Below are 26,698 nucleotides of genomic sequence, written 5' to 3'. Positions count from 1 at the left end.
CAGGCTAGGCTGTTTCCGTTCCTTCGATGGTGGGTGGGATGGCTGGCAAGGTCTTCGAGATCAAGTCGATCGACGGCGAGGTCATGCACTCTGGCCGGGCCGAGAGCCGGAGGGCCCTGATAGGCCGACTGGTCTCGGAGGGTGCGTCCTTCGCGCGCGCCGACCTGCAGGATGCCGACCTCACGCAGATCGACCTCCGCGGCGCTTCGTTCGTCGAGGCGCGCCTGGACCGCGCGGACTTCCGCGGCTCGATCCTACACGACGCGGATTTCGGGTTCGCCTCGCTCAAGGAGGCCAAGCTGCAGGGCGCGCAGGCGCGCCGGGCCCGCTTCGAGGCCGCGGACCTGACCCGCGCGCGGCTATCCGGAGCCCACCTGACCTGGTCGTCCTTCCGCCGGGCGATACTGGACGGCGCCCATCTGGACGACGTCGCTGGCGCCAACATGACGTTCGCCCAGGCCAGCATGCGGAAGACGAGCCTGACGGACGCCCGGCTGCGGAATGCGGACTTCGGAGGCGCCCACATGGTCGAGCCGGACTTCTCCCGGTGCGATCTGCGTTCCTCCATCCCGCTTCCGGTCGGGTCGCTCCCCGACCGCACCCTCGGGACCATGATCGTGGGCGGTCGCTACGCGGACGCGGAACTCTGCCCGACCGTCGGCGCCTTCCGTCGGGACCATCGCTGGACGACGGTCCTGAAGCATACGGCATGGACGGTTTCGGCTGTGTCATTGGTCGCCGCCATGACCCACGTGCCATTCATGGAGGAACTCGAGCACGGTGCCGGGCGGATGTCCGAAGGCTCGGTGATCGGGTTCGCCATCGGCGCGGCCTTCCTCATCAAGGAGAAGGTCGCCGACGAGATCAAGGAGCGGCTGGCGCACCATCTGGGCCACGTGCAGGCGCGCGCCCGCATGTTCCTGGATGCCGCACGCAGGGCCGGCGCCGCTGCGGTGGACGTCATGGCGCTCGGCCTCGTCGCCGGCGCCCGCCACATGACTGCAGCCCTCCAGGCGACCGGCGCCGACGCGGCCGGCAAGGGCTACCTCTCGGCCGTCGGGCGCATCGCGGCGGGGGCGACCGAGGTCGTCTTCTGCGATCGGCGGCACCTCGCCCTCGCTCTAGCGACGATCCACGCCAACCGGCAGCGGGACTACGCGCTCGCCACCGACGTCGTGCTGGTGCGCCCCGGCGGACCGGACGACGAAGTGCCCCAGGTCCTGCGCTTCGATCCCACCGGCGCGGTGATCGCAGTCTGGAACCGGCCCGACGGCACCAGGGCCATGGCGGGGTTCGACGGTCAGGGACACCTGTTCTGCCGACAGGGCGACATACCGCCGGGGTGTCTGCACTCCTTCGGCCGGGACTTCGCCGTGCAGGCCTTCGAGCGGGCGGTGCTTCAGGACCACATGCTCGGCCACCTGCGCCTGCCGGACGAGAACGTCGTCAGGGCCGGGGCCGACGGAACGCTCCTCGTCTTCAACGGCACGCGCCGCCTCGACAACGACAAGGGGCCGGCGGTCCTCCACGTCGACTGCCGCGAGGAGACCTGGGTCAACGGACGCCGGCGGGGGCCTGCGGCGGCCGGGCCCGAGACGCAGATCGAGGACTCACCTGCAGCTCCCGCATTCGGGATGTGATCGGCACAACGGAAGGAACGAGCGACATGGGCAAGCGTCAGGACAACATGCACGCGCTGGTCGACTTCTGCCAGGACGGCAGCGAGGTCGAGGAGTTCGCGCTCAACAGGACGACGGGCGAGGACCCCGGGTTCGTGTTCATCGACGCCGCACAGCGTCTGGTCTTCGGGGGTACGCGCCGCGATCCGCGGGAGATCGTCGTGGTCACGCCCAGGGAGGACGGCTTCCACGTCACGATGGTCCGCGCCTCGGATCATGCGGCCCCGTTCCTGGTCGCGATGGAGAGCAACGACGCCCACGAGCTCGTCGTCGGCACCTTCGCGACGCCGTTGGAGGCGTTCCAGGCCGGTCTCGCCGTCGTCGACGGACCGGAGGATGCGGTCGAGGGCCCTTCGCCGCGATGAGAGGCGGACAGCTCTCGAATGAGCGGCATGGATTTCCTTGGAGGGTTGCCAGGGACCGATCATGGGCTATGGTCGTTTCATTCCTTCGATAAGGAACGGAACTCGATGACACCCCTCCGTCGCGCCGTCATTCCGGCCGTCGCTCTCGCGGTATTCGCCCTCGGCGCGTGCCAGACCCGCGATCCTGTCACGGGCCGCGCGGTCCTTCCCGGTTCGCGCGCCCTGGCCGGCGATCCGTATGGCACGACCGTCGTGGCCGATCCGTCCAAGCCCACCACGATCAACGAGCAGATGCTCGCCCTTCGGACGGCGAACCGCCCCTATTTCGGCGGTCTTGCCGGCAGCGAACTCGGAGCGCGCCTCGACGAGCGTTCCCTGGCGGATGCCTTTCAGGCGCAGTTCAGGGCGTTGGAGGATCCCCGCAGCTACGTCCATCACTCCTGGCGCAACGGGATCGACGGCACGGAAGGATCGGTCCTGGCCGGCCCGGCCTACCTCACCGGGTACGGCCAGTGCCGCGAGTACACCCACTCGGTCTACTTCGAGGGCCGCAATCCGACGATCACCGCCACCGCCTGCCGCACGCCCGGCGGCGCATGGCGGACGGTCGCGCCCTGACCGGAGCGGCGTCCGTGTCGCTCCGCTTCGACATCGAGCGCCCCCGCTCCTCCGTCCCTGCGGGGCCGATCCGCGGGATCATGCCTCGCCCGCAGGTGGTCAGGCCTCCGCCTTCCGGCGCCGCTCCAGCGCGCCCGGGCGCCCCCGCCGCCGCCGCCCCGCACGCGATGCGGCAGGCCGGTCGCGCAGCCGTCCCCGAGCGCCGGACAGGGCGTCCGCCGTACGGCGGCCGGGGCGAGCCTCCGGCTGCGGGGTCGGGCTGGGATGCCTTTCTCGACTGGGCGGCCCGCGACGGCTTCGACACCGACGAGGATCGCGCACTGGCGTTCAGAGCCTGGGCCGGACGGCTGCGGCCGGCGGACGAGGCTTGAGCAGGCGCATCCCGCAGCTGGAAGCGCTGCGCGGCCTCGCCGCCCTCTTCGTGCTGCTCGACCATCTGCCGAAGATCCTGCCGCTTCCCGACGGGATCTTCGCGATCCCCGTGTACGTGCCGGCATGGTGGACGGGAGTGGATCTGTTCTTCGCCCTCTCCGGCTTCGTCGTGGTCAGGGGACTCGTCTCGGACGCCTGCGCCGGCGGCCGGCTCCCGGCCGTCGCCTCGTTCGCCGTGCGCCGGGCGTTCCGGCTCTGGCCGGCGGCCCTGGCGGTCGTCGCGGCGGTCTGCGCCTTCGCGTTCGCCGTGGACCGGCATGCGGACGCCTCGTCGGGTCCGCTGGTCCTGAACGAGGCGCGCTGGGCGCTCGCGGGGGCCGCGAACCTGCGCGGCTGGCTCTGCACGGTCCATGCGGCCTCGGACTGCGCCAGGGCCGAGATCCTCGGCCACATGTGGTCCCTGGCGCTCGAGCATCAGTTCTATCTGCTCGCGCCGCTGGTCCTCATCGCGTCCGCCCGCTCCGCAGCGACCGCGCTGCTGCTGCTGCTCGCATGCGTGGTGGCGCTCGACCGCTCGGGCCAGGGCGCGTGGTTCTTCCGGCCGGACGCCCTCGTTCTGGGGTCGGTGTTGGCCCTCGTCGACTTCGACCGCGTCCGGAACCGGATCGTCGGGATCGGTCGGGGCCGGGTCTTCTGGACGGGCCTGTCGGCGATGCTGCTCGCACCGGTCATGGTATCGAGCCACTCGGGTTCGGTCGGCTTCCTTGTCGTCGGTCTAGGGGCGACCGCGGTCGTGGCGGCGACGGCCTGCGCGGAGCCTACCACCCGGGCTTTACCCCGCGCGCTGACCGCGCTCGGAGCCGTGTCGTACTCGTTCTACCTCTGGCATCTGCCGGTCCTGAACGCGTGGCACGAGATCCTCGCCCGCGCGGGCGCCCTGCCGTCAACCCAGACCGGATGGATGCTGGCTGCGGCGGCGACCTTCCCCTTCTGCGTCGCGGCGGCGGTGCTTTCGCATCGTCTCGTCGAGCAGCCGTGCCGGGAACTGGGCGGCCGGTTGGCCGAACGGTTCGCGAACCGGATCCGACGCCACGCCGGCGTCGTCGCCCTCGAGAACGGAGCCTGAAGATGCCGCGCACCGATCGCCCGAAGCTCGCCTACTCGGGAGAGCCCCGTTCCGAATTCCAGGCGGCGTTGGAGCTGACCCCCGGCGCCGACGCCGCCCGCGGGCGCGGCGGCCGGACCGCGAAGACGGCACGGACCGTCCGGGTCGCCGCTTCGGCCTCGTGTCCGGCCGGGCGGATCCGGGCGGACGAACTCAGCGCGGGATGGGAGCGGAGATGGCCGGATCCGCCGCCGGCGCGTCGGCTCCCACCATCCAGGGCACCGGCCTGAGATCGGCGGGAAGACGCAGAGGGTGCTCGGGAAACCCGGAAGCCGTCATCCGCAGTACGTGCAGCGGCAGGCCGAGGGAGAGGATGTGCTCGAAGCGGTCCAGCGCGAGGCGCCGCGTCGAGGCGCGGCCCTTGGGAGCGCCCCACGCGGCCACCATGACGCCGCCGCGCCGCCGCGCGAATTCCGCGGCCGCCTCGAGGGCGTCGTCGGCGAGATGCCCGACGGGATCGTCCATCGCGGCGAGGTCGTCGGGGTCGGTCGCGATGCCGGTGAAGGCGTTCACGAACACGAGGTCGCTCGCCCCGACGGCGTTGGCGAAGCCGATGCCCCGACGCGCGGTGGCGTCGTCGCGCTCGTGGCCGGCCTTGGACGGATTGTAGAGCACGAAGACAAGCGGCACCCCGAACATCGAGAGCCGCCGCCGCAGCCAGACCCTGTGCTGCGGGTCCGGGAAGTGGGCGGCGTCCTCGGTCCAGGCGGGCAGGACCATGCGGTCAGGCGACGTTGAAGACGGCGAGCGGAACGGTGTCGCCGTGGATCGGCTCGCCCGAGGCGTTCTTCACCAGCACGTCGAAGGTCTCGTCGAACTGCGCCGCGACGAGCTCGATGCCGAGGCCCTCGATCGGAATGCTGACCGGTTGGCCGGCGAGATCCCGGCGGAGCACCTCCAGCACGTTCTCGTCGGACATCGCCTCCGGGTCGTAGCCCGAGGCGACTCCGTCGCGGACCAGGAAGGCACCGTGAAGCTTCGACGAAGCTCCGTACATGCTGACGGCCACACCGTCGGAGAAGCGGTCGACCTCGACGCGGCCCTTGCCCACGACGAGAACCGCACGGCGGATGGCCTCCACTGAGAAGGCGGTTTGCATGACGATCTGGCTCCCAGGTTGCCCGGCGCCATCCGCCGACCGGGGCGGAGCCGGAATACGACGCGGCGGGGCCCGGGTGGGTCGGCCGTCGGCGATCGTTCCTTCATCGGCACGACCCTGTCCCCAACGCCGAGTTTGCGCAAGGGGGTGGCAGTCCCGCCCGGTTCCTTCCTTTGCTCAATGTTGCCGTTTTCACGATCCCTCTGCACTCTACGCGGATACGCGGAGAGACTGTCATGAGCCAATCGAGAAAGGCCGCCGAACGCCTCTTCGGCACGCCGACGAAAGCGTTCCTTCCTGCCGCGATCGGCCGCGCCTCGTCGAAGATGCTGGCGGTCGCTCTGGTCGTCGGTGCCGCAGCTTCCGTCGACGTGCGCAACGAGGCGGCCGCGGCACCGCAGGGCTACGCGGCTCCCGGACAGCAGCAGGTGCAGTATCCCGGCGCATCGGATCGGTATCAGCGGTACGACTCCGGATACGCCGGCGGCCGCGAGGACGCACGGGGCTACGACGAGCTGCGATACGACGACAGGATCGGCCAGGCGCGACCGGGTTTCCTCGGCGGCATCAAGGGTGCTCTCGAACGCAGGCTCGACCGGGTGATCGACCACGCCGCCGAGCGGCGCGAGCGGCGCGCCTACGAGGCCTACGGCTACGGCGGTCCCGTGGCCGCCCCCGTGCCGGCCTACGGTGCCGGACGCGGCTACGGCGTTCCGACCTACGGTCCCGTCGAGCCCCCGCCCGCCGCTCCCGTGGCCGTCGTCCTGGACCGTCAGGCCGGTGACTACGTGTTCGGCACCGGGCGCGGGTCGATCCGCGTCGGCAAGGACGTCGTCGAGAACGTGAATGCGGCCGCCCGGACGGTCGGCGCCGATCCCGCCCTGATCATGGCCCTCTCCTGGCGTTCAGGCGCGGCGGCTGAGCAGGGAGCCCTTCCGAACAGCGGGGTGCGGGTGGCCGGGATGTTCGCCTACAGCGAGCAGCGGTTCCTGGAGGAGATGACGCGCTGGGGCGGTTCGCTCGGCGTGGGCGATCTCGTCTCCAGCATCAGGCGCACGCCTCAGGGCGCCCTGGTAGCCGTCGGCGGCGCCCGGGACACGTTCGAGGGAATGCGAAACGACATCCATGCGAGCGCCGTCGTCGGAGCCGCGAACGCAAAGTCGGCGCAGGCCCATCTGGAGCAGGCGGCGCCGGGCCGGCACGATGCGGCCGACCTTCTGGTCGCCGTCCAGTTCGGCAACGACGTGGCGCTGAGCCTGATCACGGCGCGCATGACGAATCCGCGCAAGCCGATGACCGGCCCGCTGGCCGACGTGGTGGCGGGCATGGGTCTGCCCTCCCTCGACGAGGCCGGACATCCGTGGACGATCGGCAGCTTCCATGAGGCGACCGAGGAGCGGCTGCGGTCCGAGATCCATGCCTTTGCCGGCATACGGACCATGCAGCTCGCGGAACAGCATCGACCGGGCATCAAGCAGGATGCGATGCACACAACATCTCTTCGTCCATAAATCGACAATAAGAAGGTAATTGGCACCCAATGAACCTAGACGAATTTGAGGATATAGACGCCACCTCGTTCGAGAAAAGGAGGGAGGCTGTTCTCGACATGACCAGTCTCCCAACTCTACTCGGAACTGGACTTGCGGTAGCAGGTGTTACATCGATCCCAATTGGTGTGTCTGTGTCGGCCCTTGCTACTGCCGTTCAGGGTTTCTTGAAGAAGAAATCAAAGAACAGGCAGTCCAAAGCGCAGGCGGCAATATTGAAAAAATCGACGTACATCTCATCGAGATTGCGTGCCGTCGAAGCTGGCATCTATAATCATTTAGTTAAAACGATCAGCGTAGACGAGTTCAGACTACTCGCCTATCTGTACGTGCGCGCATTAGAAAATCCCAGGGAGGATGCGTTCGAAGATAGGCTGCAACGCGCCAAGACCCACGCCGAACTGCAAATGTTGCAAGTTTCGCTCTACGAACTCATGCTGCTCGGACTTGTTCAGACCATAACGCTATATGAAAGTCGTCATGAAGATCTGAGAAAAAGACGCTGGACGACCTCGCCAGATCTCGATGGTATGAGATCGGATCTAATTCGTAAAATAAATAGCATGGACACAAGTGGAACGAAAACGGATAATGAAAATGCGGTAAACATGCATTCGATACAAGCCTCAGTAAACTCGCGCGTCGTCGTCACTCTCTCTGGTGCACATTGCGTGAAACTGTTCGAGGCTGCCGATGAATTATCGTTCACGAATAATGTTAGGAGATACTACTGAAGATAGTATAAACGAAATGTGGAATGTGTTCGAACTGGCTACACTCCGCCGCCTTAAGTTGCGCCCGTTCGTGCTAGCGACATCGGCATCCGATTGACGTGCGCACGGATCCTGCCATGAAGGAGCGATGATCCGTTCCTTCGCAGCCGCAGCCCTGATCGTCGCGTCCGGCCACGCCTGGGCTCAGCAGGTCGAGCAATCCGTGCCTCGGGAGGCGCCTGCCGCAGCCGTGCCATCCATGCCGTCGGAGCCGCCCTCCTTCGCGATCGCCATCGACGGCCCCGCCGTGGGCGCCCCCGGCGCCGGTGGCCGCTCGCAGGCCGAAGTGGTGCTCATCAGGCAGGAGGACGCCCGCCGGGGCAGGTTCAAGTGGAGGGTGGAGCCTGCCGGCCGTGACGCGGCGGACGCCGACGATTTCGGCGGCAGCTTCCCCGAAGGCACGCTGGACATGAAGCGGGGGCAGACGTCGGCGTCGATCGCGTTCGAGATCCGCGGGCGCGACGACAGGCCCTACCCGCGCGGCTTCCGCGTGAAGGTGCTGGGACCGGTCACGGCCAAGGGCGACGGAGAGGCCGGATCGGTCGACATGTATCTGATCGACGAGGGCGAGCCGTATCGCGGTCGGACGGGCGGCGGAATGTTCGGCGCGAAGCCCTCCTGAGTCCGAACGAAGGAATGGTCGCTTGCGCGTCCGGCGCATGCAGGCCATGGTCGACTCGATTCGTTCCTTCGAGTTCCGGATGTCCCACATGCGCCGCTACGGCTTCATGCTTCTCGCGACCGTCTCGCTGGCCGCGGTGGCCATCGCCGGCGTCTCGACCCCGGGGCGCGGGCTGCTGGCGAACCTCTCCATGGGAACCCAGGCTGTGGCGGCCGGCACCGATCTCGAGGATCTCGTGCGCCGCGAGGTGCAGCGGCAGCTCCCGTCGATCGTCCGCGAGGTGGTCGAGCGATCCACGCCGGTCGCCGTCGAGAAGTGGGTGCGCGAGAACCCTGAGAAGATGGCGGAGGCGCTCTCCGGCATGATCCAGAGGCAGCAGCGGGCCGTGGCGGACGAGGCCGAGGCGCGGGTCCACGCGGTCGAGGACACCCTGTTCCACGCCGAGGTCGTGCCCGTGGCCGGCAACCCGAACGGAAAGATCGAGATCGTCTACTTCTTCGACGTGAACTGCGGCTTCTGCAAGCAGATGGATCCCCGGCTCGCGAAGCTGATCGCCGAGAACCCGGACGTGAAGGTCATCCACCGCGAGGTCGGCATCCTCGGCCCGGGCTCGGAGTATGCGGCGGCGTTCGACGCGGGGATCTGGACCATGGCCAAGGACCGCTACTTCGACGTCCACGCTGCCCTCATGGCAAGGAAGTCTCCGCTCCGGACGAAGGAGGACGTGGACGCGTTCATGGTCGCCCAGCTCGGCAAGGAGAAGGCCGCCGAGATCGAGGCCGCCGTCCTGTCCCAGGAGGGGCCCTCGAACGCCGTCCATCTCGTCAACGCCAACCTCGCGACCGCGGCCGGCCTGACCGGCACGCCGTTCGTCTACGTGCGCAAGGGCGAGATCTTCCGGGGTCTCGTCGACGATGCGGCCCTCGGCGCCGCCGTGGCCAAGGCGCGCGCCGCCCTCTGATCGGCCATGAGCATCAACGGGCTCCTGATCGACGGCTTCAAGAGTTTCGCCGACCGCGTGAAGGTGCCGATCGAGCCCGGGACGACGGGGATCGTCGGCCCGAACGGCTGCGGCAAGTCCAACTTCGTCGAGGCCGTGAAGTGGGCGATGGGCGACCATCGCGTGGCGGAGTTCCGCGGCTCCGGCATGGAGGACGTGATCTTCGGCGGGACCCAGCGCCGGTCGGAACGCAACATCTGCGAGGTCGCCCTCGAGCACGACGCGCCCGAGCGCGAGGGCGGACGCCTGACGGTCCGCAGACGCATCGAGCGGGGCCAGGGATCGTCGTACTGGTTCAACGACCGGAAGGTCAGGCTCGCCGACGTCACGCTCCACTACAAGGACATCGGATCCGGACCGACGTCGGCCGCGCTCGTCAGCCAGAGCCAGATCACCCGGCTCGTCGACAAGGCGACGCCTGCGGACCGCAGACCGCTCCTGGAGGCGGCGGCGGGCATCGCCGGCCTGAAGCCGCGTCGCGACGCGGCGGCGAAGAACCTCCGCGAGTCCCTCGACAACCTGCGCAACAACGAGCGCGATCTCGAACGCCTCAGCGTCGACGTTGAGCGTCTGGCGGCCGAGGCCGAGCAGGCGAGGCGCCGCACCGAGATCGACGGACTGGTGAGGCGTGCGGAGGCGACGGTGCTCCACGTGCGCCACCGGACGGCCGCGGAGCGCCTCTCCACGGCGACGACGCGGCACGACGCGGCGGAGAAGGAGATCGCGGACGCCATGGCGTCCCTCGCCGGCAGCGAGAAGGCCCGGCTCGTTGCGGCGGAGGCGGTGCCGCCGGTCCGGGAGCGGCGGCTGGCGGCCGAATCCGCGCTCGCCAGAGCCAGCGTCCACGCCGAGCAGATCGCCAACGACGCCGAGCGGCGCAAGCGGGAGCGCGAGGAACTCGCCCGGCGCGTCGCCGACGTCGACGCGGACGTCGCCCGGGAGGCCGCCGTCGAGGCGGAGTGCACCGAATCCCTTGAGGGGCTGGCGGAGGAGCGGGCCGTCATCGTCGAGGCCCAGGCGGACGAGAGCGCCGAGATCGAGGAGGCCAGCGAGCGCTTCGAGGTCGCGGGCGAGACGGCGGAGGCGGCCGGCGAGGAGGTCGAGCGCTTGGTCGCGCTGCAGGCCCAGTCGGATGCCCGTCGGGCGGACGCGCGTCGGCGTGTCGAGGAGGCCGGCTCCCGGGCCCGGGCGGCCGCCCAGCGGCTCGCCTCGGTCCGCGACGCGCTGTCGACCCTGACCGCCCGCGCGGAGGAACTCGATCCGGCAGCCGCCGAGGAGAACGCGGCGCTCCGCGCCGAGGATGTCGAGACGGCGGCTGCGGCGCTGGACGCCGCGGCTTTCGAGACGGAACGCCTGCGCGAAGCCGAGGAATCGGCGAGAACCGCGCTCGCCGAAGCGGGCGACGTCCTCGCGCGGATCAGGGGCGAGGCGGAGGGCGTCGCCCTGGCGCTGGCCGCGCTCGGATCCGATCCGGATGCCGTCGCATCGCGTGTCGACGTCGACGGCGGCTACGAGAAGGCCCTCGCCGGTGCGCTCGGGTCCGACCTCGCGATCGGAACCGATCCACACGCGCCCGCGACCTGGACGGGGCATGCGGTGCGCGGCCCGGGGCATCCGGTCGGCACGCGGCCGCTCTCGGACCACGTCAGAGGCGTGCCGCAGCTCTCCGAGCGGCTGGCCGCGGTCGGCGTGGTCGACTCCAGAGAGGAGGCGGACCGCGTCGCGTCCCGGCTGCAGCCCGGTCAGCGCGTGGTCTCTCCGGACGGCTACATGCGCCGCTGGGACGGGTTCCGGGCCGATCTCGGCGACGACGCCTCGGCGCGGCGGCTCTCGCTGGAGGCGCGCCGGCGCGTTCTGGACGTCGAGCTGCAGGCGGCCACCCGGGCGTCGGCCGCGGCCGGCGCGGGTCTCGAGGACGTCCGCTCGCGGGCCGTGCACGCGAAGGCGGCCCTCGAGGCCGCCCGCCGGACCGATGCGGCCGCGCGGAGCGCCCTCGAGGCGGCGCGGCGCGCGGCCCTCGACGTCGTGCGGCTGAGAGGCGAGGTCGACGCCCGGATCGCGGCGGCGCGCGACGAGGCGGTGCGGTTCGAGAAGGAGGACGCGGCATCCCGTTCCGAGCACGAGGAGGCCCTGGCGACGCTCGCGACGTTCCCGCCCGCCGAACTGCTCCGCTCGGATCTGGAGAAGGCCCGGGGTGCCCAGCAGACCGCCCGGCGCACTGCCGACGAGGCCAAGCGGTCGCTCGACAACCTCATGGCCGCCCAGCGGACGCGGCGGGAACGGGGACTCGCGATCGTCCGCGAGGTCGATGCCTTCAACAAGCGCATCCTCGCATCCCGCGAGCGGCGCACCGATCTCTCGGCGCGCAGATCGGCCGCCGTGGAGGCTCTGGCGACCGTCGACCAGGGGCCGGCTCCCGCCGGCGCCATCGAGGAGGCCAGGGAGGCTGTGGAACTCGCCAGGGAGGAGGTGGCGCGGGTGCAGCGCGACCTCGACGAGGTGGAGCGGACGAACGCGGAGGCGGAGCGGCTCGTCCGCGAGACCGCGGCCCTGGTCGACCGGCTGAAGGAGGACCGCTCCGGGCGCATCGCCGAGATCGCCACGGCCGGCCAGCAGTTGAAGGACGCGGTCGAGCGGGTGCAGGAGCGGTTCGAAGGCCGCGTCGACGAGCTCGCCGGCATCGCCGGCCTGGATCCCGCAGCGCCCCTCCCGGCCGTCGGCGCCTCCGAGAGCCGGCTGTCGAAGCTGATCCAGGAGCGCGACGGTCTCGGCGCGGTGAACATGCTTGCAGCCCAGCAACTGGCGGAGGCGGTCGCGGCCAGGGCGACGATCGACAAGAGCCGGGCCGAGGTCTCGCTGTCGGTACAGAAGCTCGAACTCGAGGTCGCGGCCCTCGACCGGGAGGGGCGGACCCGGATGGAGGAGGCCTTCGGGGAGATCGACGGCCGCTTCCGCGATCTGTTCGTCCGGCTCTTCCGCGGCGGCCAGGCCTTCCTCAAGCTCGTCGACAATCCCGACCCCTTCGCGGTCGGCATCGAGGTGTTCGCGGCCCCGCCGGGCAAGAAGATGCAGATGCTCTCGCTGTACTCGGGCGGAGAGAAGTCGCTGATCGCGCTGTGCCTGATCTTCGCGACCTTCCTGGTGAAGCCGGGGCCGATCTGCGTCCTCGACGAGGTCGACGCGGCCATGGACGACGCCAACGTCGACCGCATGTGCGGTCTGATCGAGGAACTGGCGCGCGACCGGAAGACCCGCTTCGTGGTCGTCACGCACAAGGCGATGACGATGTCGCGGATGGACAGGCTCTACGGCGTCACGATGGCCGAGCAGGGGGTGAGCCGGCTCGCCGCCATCGACCTGAACCGGGCGATCGAGTTCGCGAAGACCGAAGAGCCGAAGCGGGCGTGATCCCTTCGGACACGGCACGTCGTGTGGCAGAAATGCCCCACGAGTGGGGTGGCCGCCAAGGAATTGCCGAACCGAACGAAGGAACGCTTGACGGTCCGCGAAGGCAGCAGAATAGTCCTAACAGATCGCCAACGCCCTTTTGTTCCAGTCCTTCGGCGGCAGCCGCAGTCCCGGACCCGGATGTCGTCCGATCGTCTGTCATCGACTTCATAGGGCCGTCTCCGCGAGGGGCGGCCCCTTTTTTTGAGAGCCGATCGTGCGCCGGCTCGGTGGGATTAACCTACGCCGTCGAGATCGGTTCCATTCCTTCCGAAATTTCTTGCGCCTGGCGAAGGAACGAATACAGCCTCGATGCAGCCGACGCCTGGACGATTCGGAGATTGAAGGAATGGGTCCCGTAAGTTTCCGTCTCACGTCGGACGGCAAGTTCGTCGCCACCCGATCCAGGGCCGACGTCGGCATCTCCTGGGAACCCCGCTCCAACCTGCGCTGGAATCTTCTCGTCACCGACGTCGCCACCGGCGCCAGGATCCTCGACAGCTGGCACGCGACGCTGGACCTCGCGTTCGCTGCAGCGGCCACCGCAGTCGGCGCGACGCGGGTCGGGTGGCGTGACCTCATCCGCGTCGATCTCGGCGACGAGGCCTTCCACCGTCCCGGCAACATCGCGGCCGAGACCGTTCTGGACCGCTTCGGCTACGTCTTCGTCGACAGCCTGCAGGTCTTCGCCGTCGATTCCTTCTGCGAAAGCGTCGACGCCCGCGTCGTACGCCGCATCTTCTCCGACCGCTTCTCCTGCGCCGGCGGCCGCATCGGCGGCGTCAAGCTGCTCGGCCGCGAGGACGGCTACGCCCGATGGTGCGTCGACGCCACCCTGCCGGTCTCGGGCTGCTTCCATCGCGACCGTCTGGTCGACACGGCGCGCGACCTGATCGAGGCGGCGGACGCCGGCACCCTCGTCTCCTGCATCCCGGTCTTCGTGTCCAGAACCCGCGTCGAACAGGAATCCGCTTCCGTCCTCCGGTTCGCGCGCGCCAGCTGATCGCGCTTTTCGACGCTCCGGCCTAGCATTGCTTCGTCCGGAGATCCTTCAGCGCGATGCGCACCACCATCGAGATCCCTTTCGCCGCGGCCGCCCGCGGCTCCAGAACGCGCACGGGTCGGCTCGATCCGGTGCTGCTCGTCGACTCGGTGACGATCGCGGTGGACGTCGTCGCGCCCGAACGGGTCTTCCCGGCCGCGACCGTCCGCATCCCGGGCGGGTCCGATCAGACCGTCTGGTCCCTCGACGGCGAACTGGTGCGGCCGGTCGAGATGGATCGGCTCGACAGGGACGCCGCCCCGCGCCGGGTCTCCGCCGGGAACCTGCTGGCGGACGTGCTGCAGGGCGACGGCTGGGAACTCGTCGATTGGCGCCGCGAGGTGCCCGAGGCCATCTTCTCCTCGGCCTGTTTCGACGCCCAGGGGGAATACGACCGCGACTACGCTCTCGCGAGGGCGAAGGCCCTGAAGGCGGTCGAGCAGACCCACGCGGAGGAGGCCTCCGATCGGTTGGAGCGCGTGTCGTCGCGGCTGCTCGTCGTCGGCGGCGAGCTCTGGACGCGCTGCCCGGCTCCGCGTCTCGTCGTCGACAACCCGGCGAGAGGTCCGTACGTCGCTGCATCCAGCGACGTGGACGACCTGTCCCGGATGGATCCGGACCGGAGCGGACGCCAGTTCTTCGCGCTGGAACGGTTGGAGGACGCCCTCGCCTATTGCGCGGCGGCCCCGACCGATTGGCTGGCGGAAGCGGGGCCTGCGCCCGACTTCGAAATTCATGATCCGGCCGCCGTCGCGTTCGACGACCTCCTGGAGACGGCCCGGATGGTCGCCGCGCCGACGCTCTCCGACCTGGGGCGCGATCTGGCGTGGTTCTCGGCCGACGCGATCGACGACTTCGCCACCGCCAGGGCGGCCTCCCTCCGTCTGCGATCGGCTCCGGCCAGGGAGGACGCGATCATCCTGTTCGAGGCGTTCTCGCGGATCGCAGCCGACCGGGGCGATCCCTGCGGCCTGTTCGAAGCACCAGGATCCGGCCTCATGCGGCGCCTCGAGCGGTTCGGCCTGCGGGCGACGGCGTTCGAGGCCGACGCCGTGCCGGACCTCGCCATCGGAGCACCAGCGCCATGATCGCCAAAGCCAGGGTCGAGCTTCCGGTCGGCACCTACGCCGTCGTGAGGCAGAAGGGTTCGCGCAAGGACGTCGACGCCCTGCTGATGCGTACCATGGCCCTCGAGGTCGAGGCCGTGGAGAGCCGGCACCTCCGGCCGGCCGCCGAGGTCTCGGGTTGGTCGCAGCCTGGCGCCGTCGTCCGCGAGGCGCTCTGGTCCATGGACGGGCGGCTGTTCCGGCAGCTCGGCTTCGACTACCGGACGGGAGACGTCGCGCCGCTGGATCCGCGCGGGCCGCTCCGCCGCTACGCGCCGGGCTCGCCGTTCCATCGCGATCTCACCGACGAGATGCCGGATGCGGTGATGTCCGCGCACGCCCGCCGGCGCGACGGCTCATGGTCCTATTTCGACTGGATCCCTGCCGCCGAGGCGGGCCTGCGGCTCCTGTCCGATCCCGACGAGGCGGAGACGAACCAGCGTCTCGTCCGGCTCCAGCGGCGCCTGCTCGTCGTCGACGGCGCCCTCTGGTCGGAATGCCCTCCGCCGCGGCTGTGCTCCGAGAACCGGTACTACGGGGTCGGCGTGATCCTGTCCGCGGGCGTCCGCCGCATGCTCGTCGACTCGAACGACGTCAGGACCATGGGCTTCCAGTTCCCGCTCGACCGGGTCGAGGACGCCATGGCCTGCCAGCTGATCGCGGACGAGGGTCTCGCGCCCGGCCGCGAGGTGCCCATGCCCCCCTTCGAGATCTTCGACCGCGACGTGGTCACGTTCGACGCCGCCGCGGCCTCGGCATTCCAGATGGGGCCGAACATCGTTGCGAAGACGGCGGAGTACCTCGCGAACCTGTCCGACGACGGCATCGAAGCCTTCATGGAGCTGCGGGCCGCCTCGGCGCGCATGACGGACGCGGCCGACGGCCCGCTACCGCTCCGCTTCGGGCCCACCGAGGACGCCGCGATTATCCACGAGGCTTGCGGACGCATCGCGGCCGATCCTGGGTGCGGCGTGGACCTCGCGGGCCCGATGCCCGAATGGCTGCGGACGACCCTGGGCCAGTTCGCGCGCCGGCACGAGGAGCTCGAAGGCGGCGCCGTGCCCGATCTCGTGCCGGGGAGGCCGCAGCCGTGAGCATCGAGCGCATCAGGGTTCCGATCCCTCACGTCGCCCACGTCGTGCCTCGCGGGGCGCGCAACCCTCGGCCGATCTGTTTCAGGACCGAGACGGTCGTCGGGATACGGACCGCCGCCGCATCCGACCTCGTGATCGCGGTCGTCACCGGTGGCGAGACGGGCGGCAACCGGCGCCGCGAGTACCTCGGCTACGACGGCGCTCTCTGGCTGCCGTGCGTTGCCGGCAGCGGCATGCCTGTCGACGGCGCAACGATCCTCGGCGCGATCGGCGAAGGCGTTACGTTCTTCGCCGGGATGCAGAACCCGTTCCTGCTGGTCGGTCCGGACCTGCGGATCCGGGATCTCGCCCAGGCGCGGTCGATCGATTCCATGGCGCTGCGGCAGATCGTGGAGGACGACCGCGAGGACCGGATCGCCCGCGCCGCGCGGGTCGCGGACGATTTCCTGCTGGTCGACGACGGCCGCATACTGCGCCGGTCGGTGGGGCCGTTCTGGAGGTGCGGAGAGGGGATCAACCCCTTCATCGCATCGCCCGAATGGGAGCTGCCGACGATGAACGCCACCTACTTCGCGATCACCAGGGATCTGGAGGTGGCCGAATTCGCCGCGTCCGAGTGGGGTATGAACATCTCGGGCGATTTTCTCGAGCTCCGCGAACCCGGTTTCGTCCCAGACCACGACGGTCAGGTTGCGGCCCGCGCCATCGTGAGCTTTCAGGTCATCCAGTGGCTGACCCAGTTGTCCGGTGGACCGTCGGCGGACGACGAGGACGTGCTGGCGACGCTCAGGGCCGCCGGGAAGCTCTACGGACGCGATCACTCGGTCCTCTCCAAGGGGCTGCGCGACTACCAGACGTGTCCGGGCAAGCCCCCCGTCGCCGCGGAGGATCTGGTGACGGCCGTGGAAGGCGTCCGGGCATTCTTTGGGGGCGGGTTCAAGCATCGGAACTCGGCCCACAGGGACGCCTTCGAGATCGTGCGCAATCTGTTCGAGAAGTCGTACGGTCCGGCCCTGGGACGCTGGGACGTGTACGAGCGCGAACGCCTGGACGTGGCGGAGGCAGCCCCCGATCTCCCCCCGGCCGATCTCGGACTCCGCTCATGAGCAGCTCGGTCAGGATCCGGGTCGCCGTTCCACACCGCGCGACCGTCACGCCGCGGGGCGCCCGCCGCCCGCGCGAGGTCCTCTACGCCACCGAGTTGGCGGTCGACATCCGGGTGGTGGCGGCGCAGGACATCCAGCCGGCGGTCCGGGTGCAGAATGCGAGGGAGCCGCGCGGGGGCCACCGCCGGCTCGACTACTACGGCCACGACGCCGACCTGTGGCTGCCGCTCTGCGCGCCGGGATACACCGACCTGTGCCTCTCGCCGGAACGCGCCGTGGCGTCGCTCGCGCGCGGCTCGGCCCATCTGGGCGGACACCCGAACCCGTTTCTCACGGTGGGGCGCCGTCCGGTCGAGGCCGCCGAATTCGCGGGTGCCGTCGGGATCGAGGATGCTCTTCTCCGCTCGATCGAAGCCGACGACCGGGAGACCTGTCTCGCGCGGGCGTCCCGGCTCGCGGCCGACCTGCTCTTCACCGAGGACGGCATGGTCTTCCGCCGATCAGCCGGCCCGTTCCACTGCATGAGAGCGGACGGGCCGGTCGCGGTGGCTCGCCACTTCGATCCGCCCGAGAGTCACGAGGCGCACGTGCTCTTCGCTCCGGAACGGCTCGCGGAGGCCATCGAGTTCGGCATCCGCCGCAACCCGGACTGGGCCCAAACCGCACGGCACGCCGCTTCCGGCATGGAGATCCTGCACCACGGCTTCGCGAAGGATCGCGACGCGCTCAACGTGGCACGGGCCGTGGCGTCGCAGAAGCTCGCGGGCGTCTTCGGCCTCGCCATCATCGGCCTGGGGGAGGACGGGCGGGACGCCGGCCGCCGCGCCGTCGACGCCATCGCCCGGCTGCACGGCATCGGGGCCGACGACCTGCCGAAGAAGTACTACGATCGGGAGATCCGTCCGCCCGGCGTTCCGGTTCCTTCGGAGTCCGAGATCGTCGAAGCCGTCGAGACCATCCGCTCCTTCGACCACTCGTTCGCGCGGTCGCGGGTCGTCGGGGACGACGTCGAGCATGCCCCGGCGACGCGGCGCTGGGCGGAGTTCGAACTGCCCCGGATCGAGCCCGGTCCCCCGGACCTGGATCCGCCCTGGCCCGCCCTCGTCGCGCAAGGCGCATCCGCATGAAGACCGAACGCATCTCGATCGCCGTCCCGTTTCGCGCGCAGGCGACGCCGAAGGGGGCCCGCGCGCCTCGGGAGATCGTCTGCCGCACCGTGCTACCGACCGACGTCCGCGTCGCGCCTGCCGGCGCCATGGTGCCGGTTGTCGTGAGCCGGGGGTGGAACTACAGGCCCGAGGCCGCCCGCACCTACTATGGATTCGACGGAGATCTCTGGCTCCGGGTCCCCGACACCTCCTCGAACGACGAGGTGCTCAGTGTCGAGAAGGCCGTCGCCGATCTGGCGCGCGGCAAGGGCTACGTCGGCACCATGGCAAACCCGTTCCTTCGGGTCGGCGAGCTGAACATCCCCCTGTACAAGTTCGCGGACGCGAAGCCGCTTGAGGATCTCCGTCTGCGGACTCTGGAGAGCGAGGACAGCGCGCGGGCGCTCGCTAGCGCGGTGAGGCTCGCGGACGACTTCCTGCTTTGCGGCGACGGCTACTGCTACCGGCGGTCGGTCGGACCTCATGTGGAGGTTCTTGGTGCCGAAGGAATGAGGGTCGTCTCGGGCGAGTTCGAACCGCCGCGCGGGGCGGTCTACCAGCCGTTCTGCATCGCCCGTCTTGAGGAGGCGGCGGAGTACGCCGCCGCCGTCACGGACCGGTTCGACGGCACGCTGGACGGAGATGTCTCGATCCTCGACCGGTCGTTCCTTCCGGACCACGACGCGATGTCGGTCGCGCTGTGCGTCGGCGATCCGAGCTACGGCGACTGGATCGCGGGCACCGCCGAAGGGCGCGACGCCGAGGTGCTCCTGTCGTCCGACGCCGCCCTTCGGGGCATGGCGCGACTGCGCGGCGTCGAGGTCGCCACCCTCCTGGCGGGGCACAAGGACCGGACGGAATGGCCGCTGGGCGTCGCGCCTCCGTCCGCGGAGGAGATCGTCGCGACCGTCGACGCCACCTGCCACTACTTCGAGCATCACATGGATGGCTTCGCAGGCGTCCGTGGCGGCCAGACCGGCTCCGGCTACAGGGAACTCTTCCAGCGGCGCATGGAGGCGACCCTGGCCCGCTTCGACATGTGCGAGCGCGGCAGGCTGCTACCGGACGCACCCCATCCCGACCTTGCCATCCCCGAAGGACCGAGACCGTGATGTCCGTCGCGAACGTCGAGCGCACCGTCGTGCGCGTCCCCTATCGGGCCGAGGTGCTCCGCCGCGGGGCCAAGAACCCGAAGGCTCTGGTCTTCCTCGCCGACCTCGCCGTCGGACTGCGAACCGTATCGCCCGAGGAATTCGTCCCGGCGGTCGTGGCCACCGTAGGGACGGAGGCCGGCCCCAGGGTCACGCGCTATGCCGGCTTCGAGGGCGATCTCTGGCTTCCGATCGGCCGGGAAGGGAGCCCGGTCCCGGTGGAGACCGTCCTCCGTCAACTCGCGACGGGCTCCGCCCTGCTCGACAACGGCATCGGCAATCCGTTCCACGACACCGGGACGTCGGCCTACCCCCGGAGCGAGACGAGCCGAGCCGTTCCAATCGAGGAGGCGCTCGTCCGCGAGATTCTCGCCACCGAGCGCGACGAGGTGATGGCGCGGGCCGCGCGCCTTGCCGGCGACTTCCTTCTCGCGACGGACGGGACGGTCTGGCGCAGGTCCGTCGGGCCGTTCCACCTCGCACGGCCCGGACAGGCCGTGACAATGGTGGCCGCGACCCACGATCTGCCGCTCGGCAGGGGAGCGGACTGGTCCATGGGTCCGTCGGCCGCCGCAGCGCGCCCCTCGCTGCAGGGGGCGTTCTTCGGCGCGGCGCGCGCGGAGGAGGCGGTCGAGCACGCGGCGACCGAGTACGGTGCCGGCGACGGGATCGTACTCGGAACGATCGAGATCCTGGAGCCCGGCTTCCTGCCGGACCACGACGCGCTGATCGCGGCCCGGGCCGTGACGGATGCGGAATGCGCCGGCATGATCCGCCGCTCGACGCTCCTGGCTCCGGACCACCTCGTGGCCGCCGGCCGCACGGCCCTGGCGACCGCCGCGCGGATCCACGATCTCCCCGTGCAGGCCTACGGCCAGCGGATCGGAGGCGCCCGCGCCCCCGCCGGATCGCTGAGGCCGGACGCCGAGGCCCTCGTCGCCGCCGTCGATGCCGTGAGGAGCTTCTTCGCAGACGACCTGTCCGCCACCGGCATCCCGTCCCGCCAAGCCATGAACCAGGACTGGCGCGCCTTCTTCGAGGAGAAGCGCGGCGACGAGTGCCGACGCTTCGACGTCTACGAGCGGGATCGTCTCGCCGTCGACGAGGCCGCGCCGGATTTCTGCCTTCACTTGGAAGGCCCGCGGCCGTGAACACGCATCGCCTCTCGATCCGGGTCCCGTACACGGCGATGGTGGTCCCGCACGGGGCCCGCGTCGTGCGGCCCATGGTCTTCCGGACCGACGTCCCCGTCGATCTGCGGGTCGTGCCCGCCGGCGACCTACCGGTCGCCGTGTCCTGCCGGGACATGGTGCCGCTCTATCAGAACGATTCCGACCGGCTGGACTACGTCGGCAACGACGGCCGCCTGTGGCTGCCGATCTTCGACGACGAGGAATGGGACGGAATCCTGCGCGTCGAGACCGCGCTCGATCAGCTCGCCCGCGGCCACGGGACACTGGGCTGGAACGCGAACCCGTTCGCGGCGGTCGGCGCGAAGCCGGTCCGGCCGCAGAAGTTCGCCGCGGCGGTCCCGATCGAGGACGTCGTGCTCCGCGCCCACGAAGGCGACGACCGGAACGAGGTCGCGGCGGCCGTAGGCCGGCTCGCGAACGACCTGATCCTGTGCGAGGACGGACGCGTGCTGCGCGCGAGCCCGGGGCCGTTCTGGGTGGAGCGCAACGGCAGCTGCATCGATCTCATGGCGACGGGCGCGCGGCTGCCGGACGAACATTCCCACCCGTTCGGGGTCGGCCGGCTCGAGACCGCCGCCGAGTTCCTGAAGGTCGAGTTCCCGAAGCGCCCCTGGGAGGTCCGCGGCCGCGCGGTGATCGAGGATCCGGGCTGCCTGCCCGATCTGGACGGGCTTCTGACCGCCCGCTCGATCGTGAGGCAGACCTGGGGACGCTCGATGCAGGGGGTGCTTGACCTGGTCCCGCCGGAGGCGAGGGCCTGCGGCGAGAAGGCGATCGCCGCCGCGGCCGTCCTCCACGCCATGACGCCCGGGACGTTCGTCGGAGAGGCCCGAGGGCCGGCCCGCGAAGGGGCGCCGCCTGCGACGCCCGAGCAGATCGTCGCCGCCGTCGACGAGGTCCGGAGCTTCCTTGAGGATCACGTCTTCCCTGATCCGTCGCCACGGCTGAAGCCGGCCGTGGACGTGTGGCGCCGGCTGTACGAGCAGCAGTCGGAGCCGGCCATCCGCCGGTGGGACGTCTACGAGCGGGACCGGCTGCCCGTAGCCGAGCGCGCGCCCGATCTCGGCGCCCCCGCGCCCGGTGCCGCGCGATGAGCGGCCACGTGCCCTTCTCGGTCCGGGTATACTACCGGGCCGGCGTCGTACCCCGGAACGGCAGGCTCGTGCGCGAGCTCCCGTTCCGGGCCGAGATCCCGCTCGCCATCCGGTCGGTCGCCTCCGCCGAACTCGAGGTCGCGGCGGTCGCCGTCCTGGCCAAGAACCGGGGGCGGTACGAGTACCTCAGGCATGGATCGCGCCTCTACGTGCCGGTGCGGACCAACTGGATGCCCGACGCGCCCCCCATGGACGCCGCGACCGCGATCGCGAACATCGAGGCCGGTCGCGAGCTTCATCGCCAGAACGCCGTCGCCAACCCCTTCTCGCATCTCGGCCCCCGCTGGATGATGTCTGCCGACCGGGAGCGGGCGGTCGAGATCGAGCGGATGGCCCTGCGGTCGGTCGCATGGGACGAACTCGATGCCGTCAGCTCCGAAGCCGCCCGACTGGCGTCGGAATTCCTGGTCGACGATCTCGGCCGCCTGCTCAGGGCGTCGCCCGGGCCTCACTGGACGAGCTTCAACGTCTGGTCGGTCGAGCCCAACGAGTGCCTCTACGAAGCCCCCCGCGGGGTGCCGGCGGCCTTCCATTGGAGCCGGGGCGACGAGGCCTTCGCCTATCTCCGCACCCTCCGGTCGCGCGGACGGCAGGAGGTGCTCGGCGCCATCGAGGTCGCGGACCCGTCCGTTCTGCCGGATCGGGATGCCGCCAACGTCGCCTACGGCCTGCTCAACGGCGATATCCACCGATCGCTCGCGACCGCCGCCCTGAAGTCGGGCTCCTCCGAGCTCGCCGATCTAGGGGAACGCGTCGTCCATTCCCTCTCGGTCCTGTACGGCGCCGATCCGGAGGTGCTCGCGGATCCCAGGTTCAGATGGGCGGTTCCGCACGGCATGGACGCACCGTGCGCCCGCGAGCTGGCCGGCTTCGTCGAGGACGTCAGGCTCCTCGTCGAGGCCATGCGCGGCCGGGCCGCCGGTCTCGACGTCGAGGGATGGAGCGAGGCGTCGAGCGCGCTCCACGACCACTCGATAAGGCGCTGGGACGAATACGAGGCACCACGCCTCCCGACGGATCCGGGTCCCCCGGACCTCTCCTTCGAAGGACCGACCCCGTGACCGCCCATCACCGCATCGCCGTCGCCGTCCCCTACCGCGCCACCGTGGTTCCGAAAGGTGCGCGTCATCCCCGGGTCGAGACCTTCCGCGCCTTCGTCCCGGTCGACATCGAGGTCGTCGCGGATCCCGACGTCGCGGTGGTGTGCAGGAACAGGTTCGACAGGACCTCGACCTATCACGGCCATGCGGGCACGCTCTGGCACGTCGTTCCGACCGGGTGGCAGAACGGCTCCGTGCCGATGCAGGCCGAAGAGGCGTTGCGGCGCATGTCGGCCGGGCTCGATTTCGACATCACCGGAACGGTGGCCAACCCGTTTCTCGATCTCAGCCCGAAACGAACGCATCCCGCGGAATTCCGCATGGTCCGGACCATCGAGGAGACGGCGATCCGTTCCTTCCACGGCGACGATCTCGCTGGGATCTCGGCCGCGGCCCGGCGCCTCGCCGCCGAGATGATCCTGACGCGAGACGGACGCATCATGAGGAGGTCCCCCGGTCCGTTCTGGGGATGTCATGTCGCCGGCCGCCTGGAACCGATGCCGGTCACCTTCGGCCTGCCGTTGGCGAAGCCGGACCATTTCGCCTGCAACCGGCTCGCGGAGGCGAAGGAGTTCCAGAAGGGCGAGCAGCCGGGCTTCGTGTCCGTCCAGGGGGAGATCGAGATCCTCGCTCCGGAGTGCGTGCCCGACCGGGACGCGGAAGTCGCGGCGCGGGCCGTCTGCCAACGAGGCTTCGCACCTTGGTTCGCGCATGTCGGCCCGCTCGCATCCCCTGCGGTTGCGGAGCTCGCCGAGCGGGCCGCCGCGGGCTTCGAGCGGATTCATGGAATGCCCCGGGAGATCCTGGCGGCGGAAGCGAGCCGCCAGTGGCCGACGCCGGCCGGTGCGATGCCACCGACCCCCGTCGAGATCGCGGATGCGGTGGAGTCGCTCCGGCTGTTCGCCTCGGAGATGCCCGGTCCGATCGACGATCCGGAGGTCGAAGCCGTCTGCGCCAACTGGCGCTCGGTGTTCCAGGACCTGGCCGGGCGGGCGCTGCGCAGGTACGACGACTTCGAACGCGACCGGCTTCCGGATCCCGAGGGTGTCCCGGAACTCGGTCCCGCTCCTTCGCCCGCGCTTTGATCTTGCGACGCCTTCGGCAAGACTCGCCGGAAGCAACGAACCGACACCTGGAGCCGATGGCATGAGCGACACCGTCCGCATGATGGTGACCACCCACATGGGCGCGCAGGTTCGCAAGACCGGCGCCCGCAAGGCCATCGACATCTCCCTCCGCATCGACGTGCCGGCCGACATCGCGGCCGCATCCCCCTCCGAGGCGCCGACGGTGCTCCGGACGAAGCACGTCGAGAAGGGCGGTCACGTCGTCCGGGAATATCGCGCGTTCGACGGACGGCTGTTCGAGCCCGTCAGGGACGACGGCGACCGCCCGGTCGGAGTGGAGGCATTCCAGCAGTTCCTCTCCCTCCGGCAGGATGCCTCCAGCTGGCGCAGCCCGTTCGCCACCAGCGACGAGGTCCTGATCTCGCCCAACGCCAAGAAGCCCGTCTCCACGAGGGCGCTCCCGCACGAGCGGGAGGCCGGCTTCAAGGAGGTCCTGAAGGACGACCGGGTGAAGCGGATGGCCGAGGTCGCCCGCGCGGCCGCCGCCTTCGTCGTCGTGGACGGCATCGTCCATCGCGAATGCATGGCCCCGCGGTGGGTGATCCGCGAGACGGACAAGCGCAAGCTCTCCATGGTCGCGGAGACGTCGCCGACGTGGCCGTCGATGGATTCCTTCGCGATCGGCCGGACGGCCGAGGCGTACGCCTATCTCGCCATGAAGGCGAAGCACCTGCGCACCACGTCGGAGGTCAAGCTCGGAGCGAAGGAGGTCGACGGGGCGGGCCTGCCGATCGGCGACGCGCTCGCCCTGTCGGGATGCTCGGTCGAGGGCGACGTCGCGCCGTCCTGCGCCGACGCGGTCGCGGTCGCGGCGGCGTACGGCCGGGCTCTGGCGGTCGAGACGGCTCCGTTCCTCGGCGCCCTCCCCCGTCCCGCCGTCGATCCCTGGATCGAGGCCCGCGACGTGGCCAAGGCGCTCGAACCGTTCGACGAGACGGCCGCCGGCGTGGTCTTCGCCGCGGCCGAGGAGTTCGTCGATCTCATGAGGGAGACGGACCTCAACGCGGCCGACCAGAAGAAGCGGCAGGAGTTCGTCCGGAAGGTCGTCGAGCCCGTGCGTCTCCGGCTTTCGTTCGAGGACGTGCCGCAGCCGTCGGCGGTCCCGGATCTCGGCGACTTCACGCCGTGAGCGGTTCCGTCCCGGTCCCCGGGGACGAAACGACCGCCCGCGTCGTGGTGAAGACGGACGTCGAACTGATCGACCCGTCGGGCCGCCGCCTCCGCTGCGACGCCTACGTCGACGCGCCGATCCCCGCCGATCCGGGTCTGCGCCTCCCGGTCGTCGGAAGCTATGCGCTCTCGGGACAGCCGCGTTCGGACTACCTCAGCGGATCCTCCGGCCTGCTCATGAGGCGCCGCTTCGCCGAGGACGTGGCCGACGCGGAACGGTTCGAGCTGCGTGGCGACCTACCTGCGGACAACAGGATCCTCGAGCACGAGATCGGCTCGCCCGAGGACGAGGTGCCCTCCCTCGGATTCCAGTGGCATCCGGACGGTCTGAAGATCCTGGTGTCCGGCAACGATCCTCCGCGGATCGCCGGCCGCCGGTCGACGAAGGGGTACGACGTTTCCGGGGTCGTGGAGGCGGCCCGGGCCATACGGCTGCGGGCCTGGACCAACCTGATCCAGCGGCCGGACGGCGTCTACCGCGCCGCCCCGGTCCCCAGCATCCGCGTCACGCAGACCGGATACGGCGGCTGGGACGTATCGCACCAGATCGTCGACGCCCCGGTCGACCGCGAGATGGCCTTTTCCATCACCCGGGTGGAGGAGGCGGACGCCTGGATCAGGATCCTGAGGCATTCGGACCTCGGCCGCAGCGTCGGGGGCGTCGAGACCTATGAACCGGACCTGCTCCCGTCCGGCCCTTCCGATCTCGAACTGATCGTCGCGGCCAGGGCCCCTACGGTGGCCGGGGTCAGAGCCCTGGATCCGATCGGCCTGACTTCGGACCTGATCCATTCCTGGCACGACGTGGCCAATGCCGCCGAGATCGTCGCCGGCGAAGGCGTTTCGGGGGCGGTGCGCGTCGGCAGCAGCATGGCTCGTCTGGTCACCTACCTGGGGACGGCGGCGCCGGACTACTCCGGGTTGGTGGACCTGCAGCGGCTGTGCCGTCGCGTGGGCATGGAGATCGGGCTGCTTCACCATCCGGAGCCCGAGGGGCCGGCTCCGTAGAGCCGAACCCCGATCGGCCGGAAGTTCAGCGTCCCGCGCGGATCCGGTTCGACATGGCCTCGCCCTGCGTTCCCTTCACGAACTGCACCTTGCCGTTGCCGACGAGGAGGGCGAAGGCCTTGCGCCCGGTGGGGTTCGAACGCGCGTCGTTCGGTCCGACGACGGTGCCGACGTAGGTGATCCTGCCGGGAAGGAAGCGCACGTCGCGCGGCGAGGTGCCCTGGGTGTTGTCGGCCCGGCCGATGGGCACCCATCGGGTGTCGTCGCGCTTCATGACGAGGGCCATCTGATCCATTCCGTTGCCGGTCGAATCGTATTGATAATCGATGAAGGCAACCGCCATGTCGGGTTCGCCGGCGACTTGGCCGTAGAAGACCTTGATGCTCGACGTGTCGGCGATGGAAGCGATGGTGCAGGTACCCTCCCCCGCGTTGCTGTAGCAGGGGATCCTCGTGCCTGCGACGTAGCGCGAGATGTCCTTCGATGCGGGTCCCGTAGGCGCAGCCATCGACGGAGCTGCCGTCGTTGCAGAGATCGCGGCCGCGAGAAGGATCGGGAGGTAGGCCTTCGGCTTGAACGACATGGACGGTCCTATCACTGGTTAGGGTT

25 protein-coding genes are annotated in these 26,698 nt (G+C 70.0%); 22 read left to right on the top strand and 3 right to left on the bottom strand.

The genetic code is table 11. The features are described 5' to 3' along the window. Nucleotides 1-38: 38 nt before the first annotated feature. The 5 genes from PQI07_RS25710 (at nt 39) to PQI07_RS25690 (ending at nt 4,160) form a co-directional block, all read left to right on the top strand. Nucleotides 39-1,640: a pentapeptide repeat-containing protein gene (locus PQI07_RS25710; RefSeq protein ID WP_274927875.1), complete on the top strand. Its 1,602-nt coding sequence runs from the start codon at nt 39-41 to the stop codon at nt 1,638-1,640. A 26-nt stretch (nt 1,641-1,666) separates the two neighbouring features. Continuing rightward, nucleotides 1,667-2,044: a hypothetical protein gene (locus tag PQI07_RS25705; RefSeq protein WP_274927874.1), complete on the top strand. Its 378-nt coding sequence runs from the start codon at nt 1,667-1,669 to the stop codon at nt 2,042-2,044. A gap of 105 nt (nt 2,045-2,149) precedes the next feature. Next, a complete protein-coding gene (locus tag PQI07_RS25700; protein WP_274927873.1) occupies nt 2,150-2,662 on the top strand; it encodes a hypothetical protein in 513 nt (170 codons plus the stop codon). A 14-nt stretch (nt 2,663-2,676) separates the two neighbouring features. After that, nucleotides 2,677-3,033: a hypothetical protein gene (locus tag PQI07_RS25695; protein ID WP_274927872.1), complete on the top strand. Its 357-nt coding sequence runs from the start codon at nt 2,677-2,679 to the stop codon at nt 3,031-3,033. Beyond that, nucleotides 3,030-4,160, top strand: coding sequence for an acyltransferase family protein (locus PQI07_RS25690; RefSeq protein WP_274927871.1), 1,131 nt, complete (start codon nt 3,030-3,032; stop codon nt 4,158-4,160). The genes PQI07_RS25695 and PQI07_RS25690 overlap by 4 nt, the downstream gene beginning before the upstream one ends. A 192-nt stretch (nt 4,161-4,352) precedes the next feature. Here PQI07_RS25690 and PQI07_RS25685 read toward each other — a convergent pair whose 3' ends face one another. After that, nucleotides 4,353-4,919, bottom strand: coding sequence for a DUF1643 domain-containing protein (locus PQI07_RS25685; RefSeq protein ID WP_274927870.1), 567 nt, complete (start codon nt 4,917-4,919; stop codon nt 4,353-4,355). Nucleotides 4,920-4,923: 4 nt separating this feature from the next. Beyond that, on the bottom strand, nt 4,924-5,298 hold the full coding sequence (locus PQI07_RS25680) for a hypothetical protein (RefSeq protein WP_274927869.1): 375 nt from the start codon (nt 5,296-5,298) through the stop codon (nt 4,924-4,926). A 236-nt stretch (nt 5,299-5,534) separates the two neighbouring features. On the opposite strand from PQI07_RS25680, the gene PQI07_RS25675 reads away from it, so the two are divergent. The 17 genes from PQI07_RS25675 (at nt 5,535) to PQI07_RS25595 (ending at nt 26,089) form a co-directional block, all read left to right on the top strand. Next, complete coding sequence (locus tag PQI07_RS25675) at nt 5,535-6,809, top strand: hypothetical protein (RefSeq protein WP_274927868.1); 1,275 nt, start codon at nt 5,535-5,537, stop codon at nt 6,807-6,809. A gap of 98 nt (nt 6,810-6,907) precedes the next feature. Continuing rightward, nucleotides 6,908-7,582, top strand: coding sequence for a hypothetical protein (locus PQI07_RS25670; protein ID WP_274927867.1), 675 nt, complete (start codon nt 6,908-6,910; stop codon nt 7,580-7,582). Between the two features lie 127 nt (nt 7,583-7,709). Continuing rightward, entirely contained in the window at nt 7,710-8,243 is a 534-nt protein-coding gene (locus PQI07_RS25665) for a hypothetical protein (RefSeq protein ID WP_274927866.1), read from the top strand. 22 nt (nt 8,244-8,265) lie between these two features. Then, entirely contained in the window at nt 8,266-9,204 is a 939-nt protein-coding gene (locus PQI07_RS25660) for a DsbA family protein (protein WP_274927865.1), read from the top strand. 6 nt (nt 9,205-9,210) lie between these two features. Beyond that, entirely contained in the window at nt 9,211-12,651 is a 3,441-nt protein-coding gene (locus PQI07_RS25655) for a chromosome segregation SMC family protein (protein ID WP_274927864.1), read from the top strand. Nucleotides 12,652-13,039: 388 nt separating this feature from the next. After that, nucleotides 13,040-13,693, top strand: coding sequence for a hypothetical protein (locus PQI07_RS25650; RefSeq protein ID WP_274927863.1), 654 nt, complete (start codon nt 13,040-13,042; stop codon nt 13,691-13,693). A gap of 56 nt (nt 13,694-13,749) precedes the next feature. Then, complete coding sequence (locus PQI07_RS25645) at nt 13,750-14,820, top strand: hypothetical protein (RefSeq protein ID WP_274927862.1); 1,071 nt, start codon at nt 13,750-13,752, stop codon at nt 14,818-14,820. Then, on the top strand, nt 14,817-15,932 hold the full coding sequence (locus PQI07_RS25640; protein WP_274927861.1) for a hypothetical protein: 1,116 nt from the start codon (nt 14,817-14,819) through the stop codon (nt 15,930-15,932). Before PQI07_RS25645 ends, PQI07_RS25640 begins: the two co-directional genes overlap by 4 nt. Further along, nucleotides 15,929-17,038 carry a hypothetical protein gene (locus PQI07_RS25635; RefSeq protein ID WP_274927860.1) on the top strand — a complete coding sequence of 370 codons (1,110 nt, stop codon included), beginning with the start codon at nt 15,929-15,931 and terminating at the stop codon, nt 17,036-17,038. The genes PQI07_RS25640 and PQI07_RS25635 overlap by 4 nt, the downstream gene beginning before the upstream one ends. Beyond that, nucleotides 17,035-18,165, top strand: coding sequence for a hypothetical protein (locus tag PQI07_RS25630; protein WP_274927859.1), 1,131 nt, complete (start codon nt 17,035-17,037; stop codon nt 18,163-18,165). The genes PQI07_RS25635 and PQI07_RS25630 overlap by 4 nt, the downstream gene beginning before the upstream one ends. Continuing rightward, nucleotides 18,162-19,298 carry a hypothetical protein gene (locus PQI07_RS25625; RefSeq protein ID WP_274927858.1) on the top strand — a complete coding sequence of 379 codons (1,137 nt, stop codon included), beginning with the start codon at nt 18,162-18,164 and terminating at the stop codon, nt 19,296-19,298. The genes PQI07_RS25630 and PQI07_RS25625 overlap by 4 nt, the downstream gene beginning before the upstream one ends. Next, the gene (locus PQI07_RS25620; RefSeq protein WP_274927857.1) at nt 19,298-20,488 is read left to right on the top strand and encodes a hypothetical protein; all 1,191 of its coding nucleotides are present in this window, start codon (nt 19,298-19,300) and stop codon (nt 20,486-20,488) included. The genes PQI07_RS25625 and PQI07_RS25620 overlap by 1 nt, the downstream gene beginning before the upstream one ends. Continuing rightward, nucleotides 20,485-21,624: a hypothetical protein gene (locus PQI07_RS25615; protein WP_274927856.1), complete on the top strand. Its 1,140-nt coding sequence runs from the start codon at nt 20,485-20,487 to the stop codon at nt 21,622-21,624. Before PQI07_RS25620 ends, PQI07_RS25615 begins: the two co-directional genes overlap by 4 nt. Next, nucleotides 21,621-22,745 (top strand): hypothetical protein, encoded by a 1,125-nt coding sequence (locus PQI07_RS25610; protein WP_274927855.1) that lies wholly within the window; start codon nt 21,621-21,623, stop codon nt 22,743-22,745. The genes PQI07_RS25615 and PQI07_RS25610 overlap by 4 nt, the downstream gene beginning before the upstream one ends. Then, a complete protein-coding gene (locus tag PQI07_RS25605; protein ID WP_274927854.1) occupies nt 22,742-23,869 on the top strand; it encodes a hypothetical protein in 1,128 nt (375 codons plus the stop codon). Before PQI07_RS25610 ends, PQI07_RS25605 begins: the two co-directional genes overlap by 4 nt. A 61-nt stretch (nt 23,870-23,930) precedes the next feature. Beyond that, nucleotides 23,931-25,040, top strand: a complete 1,110-nt coding sequence (locus PQI07_RS25600) for a hypothetical protein (RefSeq protein ID WP_274927853.1) — start codon at nt 23,931-23,933, stop codon at nt 25,038-25,040. Next, on the top strand, nt 25,037-26,089 hold the full coding sequence (locus PQI07_RS25595; protein WP_274927852.1) for a hypothetical protein: 1,053 nt from the start codon (nt 25,037-25,039) through the stop codon (nt 26,087-26,089). Before PQI07_RS25600 ends, PQI07_RS25595 begins: the two co-directional genes overlap by 4 nt. Nucleotides 26,090-26,114: 25 nt before the next feature. Here PQI07_RS25595 and PQI07_RS25590 read toward each other — a convergent pair whose 3' ends face one another. Next, nucleotides 26,115-26,672 (bottom strand): hypothetical protein, encoded by a 558-nt coding sequence (locus PQI07_RS25590; RefSeq protein ID WP_274927851.1) that lies wholly within the window; start codon nt 26,670-26,672, stop codon nt 26,115-26,117. Between the last annotated feature and the right edge of the window lie 26 nt (nt 26,673-26,698).

The organism is Methylobacterium sp. 092160098-2, assembly GCF_028920805.1.
Classification (GTDB): Bacteria; Pseudomonadota; Alphaproteobacteria; order Rhizobiales; family Beijerinckiaceae; genus Methylobacterium; species Methylobacterium fujisawaense.
This window is presented reverse-complemented; position numbering and strand designations above follow the sequence as displayed.

Coding starts and splice junctions, on each gene's coding strand:
- PQI07_RS25665 (WP_274927866.1), top strand. CDS start 7,710: ATGATCCGTTCCTTCGCAGCCGCAGCCCTGATCGTCGCGTCCGGCCAC.
- PQI07_RS25630 (WP_274927859.1), top strand. CDS start 17,035: ATGAGCAGCTCGGTCAGGATCCGGGTCGCCGTTCCACACCGCGCGACC.
- PQI07_RS25700 (WP_274927873.1), top strand. CDS start 2,150: ATGACACCCCTCCGTCGCGCCGTCATTCCGGCCGTCGCTCTCGCGGTA.
- PQI07_RS25685 (WP_274927870.1), bottom strand. CDS start 4,919: ATGGTCCTGCCCGCCTGGACCGAGGACGCCGCCCACTTCCCGGACCCG.
- PQI07_RS25705 (WP_274927874.1), top strand. CDS start 1,667: ATGGGCAAGCGTCAGGACAACATGCACGCGCTGGTCGACTTCTGCCAG.
- PQI07_RS25680 (WP_274927869.1), bottom strand. CDS start 5,298: ATGCAAACCGCCTTCTCAGTGGAGGCCATCCGCCGTGCGGTTCTCGTC.
- PQI07_RS25670 (WP_274927867.1), top strand. CDS start 6,908: ATGACCAGTCTCCCAACTCTACTCGGAACTGGACTTGCGGTAGCAGGT.
- PQI07_RS25590 (WP_274927851.1), bottom strand. CDS start 26,672: ATGTCGTTCAAGCCGAAGGCCTACCTCCCGATCCTTCTCGCGGCCGCG.
- PQI07_RS25620 (WP_274927857.1), top strand. CDS start 19,298: ATGTCCGTCGCGAACGTCGAGCGCACCGTCGTGCGCGTCCCCTATCGG.
- PQI07_RS25710 (WP_274927875.1), top strand. CDS start 39: ATGGCTGGCAAGGTCTTCGAGATCAAGTCGATCGACGGCGAGGTCATG.
- PQI07_RS25600 (WP_274927853.1), top strand. CDS start 23,931: ATGAGCGACACCGTCCGCATGATGGTGACCACCCACATGGGCGCGCAG.
- PQI07_RS25625 (WP_274927858.1), top strand. CDS start 18,162: ATGAAGACCGAACGCATCTCGATCGCCGTCCCGTTTCGCGCGCAGGCG.
- PQI07_RS25645 (WP_274927862.1), top strand. CDS start 13,750: ATGCGCACCACCATCGAGATCCCTTTCGCCGCGGCCGCCCGCGGCTCC.
- PQI07_RS25610 (WP_274927855.1), top strand. CDS start 21,621: ATGAGCGGCCACGTGCCCTTCTCGGTCCGGGTATACTACCGGGCCGGC.
- PQI07_RS25655 (WP_274927864.1), top strand. CDS start 9,211: ATGAGCATCAACGGGCTCCTGATCGACGGCTTCAAGAGTTTCGCCGAC.
- PQI07_RS25640 (WP_274927861.1), top strand. CDS start 14,817: ATGATCGCCAAAGCCAGGGTCGAGCTTCCGGTCGGCACCTACGCCGTC.
- PQI07_RS25675 (WP_274927868.1), top strand. CDS start 5,535: ATGAGCCAATCGAGAAAGGCCGCCGAACGCCTCTTCGGCACGCCGACG.
- PQI07_RS25650 (WP_274927863.1), top strand. CDS start 13,040: ATGGGTCCCGTAAGTTTCCGTCTCACGTCGGACGGCAAGTTCGTCGCC.